Source organism: Actibacterium sp. (genome assembly GCF_041584535.1).
Classification (GTDB): Bacteria; Pseudomonadota; Alphaproteobacteria; order Rhodobacterales; family Rhodobacteraceae; genus Actibacterium_D.
In genome coordinates this window covers 1-3,014 of the sequence record NZ_JBFHDW010000303.1, presented here as the reverse complement: position 1 = coordinate 3,014, position 3,014 = coordinate 1, and the positions used below count along the sequence as shown (strand labels likewise).

Annotated in this window: 3 protein-coding genes; 1 reads left to right on the top strand and 2 read right to left on the bottom strand. The window is 62.1% G+C overall.

What is annotated here, in order from left to right:
- Positions 1-1,022 (bottom strand): magnesium transporter (locus ABYW26_RS12695; protein ID WP_372605270.1); only part of this gene is annotated, 1,022 nt, incomplete at its 3' end.
- Between the two features lie 121 nt (positions 1,023-1,143).
- On the opposite strand from ABYW26_RS12695, the gene guaD reads away from it, so the two are divergent.
- Positions 1,144-2,436 carry a guanine deaminase gene (gene guaD / locus ABYW26_RS12690; protein ID WP_372605269.1) on the top strand — a complete coding sequence of 431 codons (1,293 nt, stop codon included), beginning with the start codon at positions 1,144-1,146 and terminating at the stop codon, positions 2,434-2,436.
- Between the two features lie 36 nt (positions 2,437-2,472).
- Here guaD and ABYW26_RS12685 read toward each other — a convergent pair.
- Positions 2,473-3,014 (bottom strand): amidohydrolase family protein (locus ABYW26_RS12685; protein WP_372605268.1); only part of this gene is annotated, 542 nt, incomplete at its 5' end.

Below are 3,014 nucleotides of genomic sequence, written 5' to 3'. Positions count from 1 at the left end.
GCATTGCCGCCCATCGAGGCCACGATCGGCATCAACACCGCCAGTGCCACCAGTTGCGTGATCGTGCCTTCGAACTGGTCGATCACCAATGACGCCAGAATCGCGGTGATCAGGTTCACCCCCAGCCATGGCAAACGCCGCTTGGTGGTCTCGATCACCCGGTCCGACAGGCTGCTTTCGCCGACACCTGCCAGACGCATGATGTCTTCTTCGTGTTCTTCATCCAGAACGATCATCGCGTCGTCGATGGTGATGACCCCGACCAGCCGGCCGTCGTCATCGACCACCGGGGCCGAGATCAGGTGATATTGGTTAAAGGCATAAGCGACCTCGGATTCAGCTTGCGTCACCGGGATGATCCGGAAACTTTCCTCTTCCAGATCAATCAAAGGCACCTTGCGGCTGCTGGCCAGCAACTTGCCCAGCGTCACATAGCCCACCGGACGCATCCGCGGATCAACGATGATGATGTGATAGAACTGATCCGGCAGCTCGCGCTTGCTGGAGCGCAGGAAATCGATCGCCTCGCCGACATTCCAATGCTCGGGCGCAGCCACGACCTCGCGCTGCATCAGACGACCGGCAGAATATTCCGGATAGGCCAGCGCCTGTTCGACCGCCACCCGGTCAGCGTCTTCCAGAACCTCCAGAATCGCCGTCTGCTGGTCTTCTTCCAGATCCTCGACCAGATCGACAACGTCATCCGATTCCAGATCGCGGACCGCTTCGGTCAGCACATCCCTGGGCAGGAATTCGATGACCTCTTCGCGAATCGCTTCGTCGATCTCGGTCAGAACCTCGCCGTCGATGTGACCGGCGCCCAGCAACAGGATCTCGCGCCGCAGCCCGCTATCCACCTGCTCCAAAAGGTCGGCGATATCAGCGGCGTGCAGGTTTTCCAGCAGTTCTGCCAGCTTGTCCTTGTCGCCCGCCGCAACAGCCAGTCGGATTGCCGAGACGACACGGTTGTTCAGCGCGTAATCGTCTTCGCTTTCCTCCGTCTCGATATTCTCGTCCAACATGACCTGCCCCCGATAACTTGCGCGAACCTTAGCGAAACCTTTGCTCAAGAAACAGGGCAGAATGTGAGATTTACCTCGCAGATGCAGCAGCATAGGCTGGGCATAATTCACGAGGTGCACAATGACCGGAAAAACCCTTGCCCTGGGCCAAACGCTTGGATTCGCCGATGACCCGTTTCAAAGCGGCCCTGACGCTGCCCGGCATAACGCCCATGGCGGCGTGCTGATCGAAGGTGGCCGCATCACCGCGGTTGGTGACGGGGCCGATCTGCGCCGCGCCCACCCCGACGCCACGGTCCACGATTTCGGCGATGGCCTGATCACCGCCGGGTTCATTGACGCCCATGCGCATTACCCGCAGACCGCGATGATCGCCAGCTGGGGCAAGCGGCTGATCGACTGGCTGAACGACTATACCTTCCCGCAGGAAATGCGCTTTGCCGACCGCGCCCATGCCGACCTGATCGCCAATCGCTATTTCGATCTGCTGCTATCGAATGGCACCACCACGGTCTGCAGCTATTGCACCATCCATCCCGCCAGCGTCGACGCCTATTTCACCGCCGCCAGCGCGCGCGGGATGCGGGTGCTGGGCGGCAAGACCTGCATGGATCGGAACGCCCCCGAAGGCCTGCAAGACACGCCGCAATCGGCCTATGACGATTCTAAGAAACTACTGAAACAATGGCACGCAAATGGCCGCAACCATTATGTAATCACGCCACGCTTTTCGCCGACATCCACCCCGGATCAGCTTGCCGCACTTGGCGCGCTCTGGGCGGAATATCCCGATTGCCTGATGCAGACCCACCTCAGCGAACAGCTGGATGAAATCGCATGGGTGCGCGCGCTGTTCCCCGACGCCCGCGACTATCTGGACACCTATGAACAGCACGGGCTGCTGGGGCGCGGCGCGCTGTTCGGGCACGCGATCTATCTTGAGGACCGCGAGCGCGACCGCCTGAAAGAGGCCGACGCCAGCCTGATCCACTGCCCGACCTCGAACACGTTCATCGGCTCGGGCCTGTTCGACATGGCCGGGCTGATGGCGCAGGGCCAGCGCATCGGCCTTGCCACCGATACCGGCGGCGGCTCGTCCTTCTCGATGCTACGCACCATGGCCGCCGCGTATGAGATCGCGCAACTGCGCCACAACCCGCTGCACCCGTCGCAACTTTATTGGCTGGCGACACAGGGCGCGGCACGGTCGCTGCATCTGGATCACCTGATCGGCAATCTTGCGCCGGGGCTTGAGGCCGATCTGATCGTGCTCGACCTCGCCTCGACCCCCGCCATCGCCCAGCGCCATGCCGAGGCCAATGATTTGTGGGAGGCCCTCTTTCCCACCATCATGATGGGCGACGACCGCGCGATCCGCGCCACTTGGGTGAATGGCCGGATGATGCTACGCTAGGCTGGTCTTTTTCTTGGTCTAAATACTCACCTGCGCTCAGCCCGCCGCCAGCGCCGCGGCCAGCCGGTTTTGCGTGGCGATCGCCTGCGCCAGATCAAAGGTGACCACCTGCCCGTCGCGCACCACCTGACGGCCCTCGACAAACAGGTCGCGCACCCGCGTCGGCCCGGCCAGCAACAGCGCTGCCTTGTCCCAGCTTCCGGCGCTGTCCACGCCGGTGACATCCCAGATCGCGATATCGCCGCGTTTTCCGACAGGGATCTGGCCGCAATCATCGCGGCCCAACACCGCCGCGCCGCCGCGCGTGGCGATCTCCAGCGCCTCGCGCGCGCTCATCGCATCGGCACCGTTCACCACCCGCTGCAACAGCATCGACTGCCGCGCCTCGGCGATCAGGTTGCCGGCGTCGTTGCTGGCCGATCCATCGACCCCCAGACCGACATTCACCCCGGAATCCCGCATCGCCCGCACCGGAGCAATGCCTGACCCGAGTCTACAATTCGAACATGGGCAATGAGCGACCCCGGTATGAGACCGGCTAAAAAGTTCAATTTCCGAACTATTCAGCTTGACGCAAT

Coding starts and splice junctions, on each gene's coding strand:
- guaD (WP_372605269.1), top strand. CDS start 1,144: ATGACCGGAAAAACCCTTGCCCTGGGCCAAACGCTTGGATTCGCCGAT.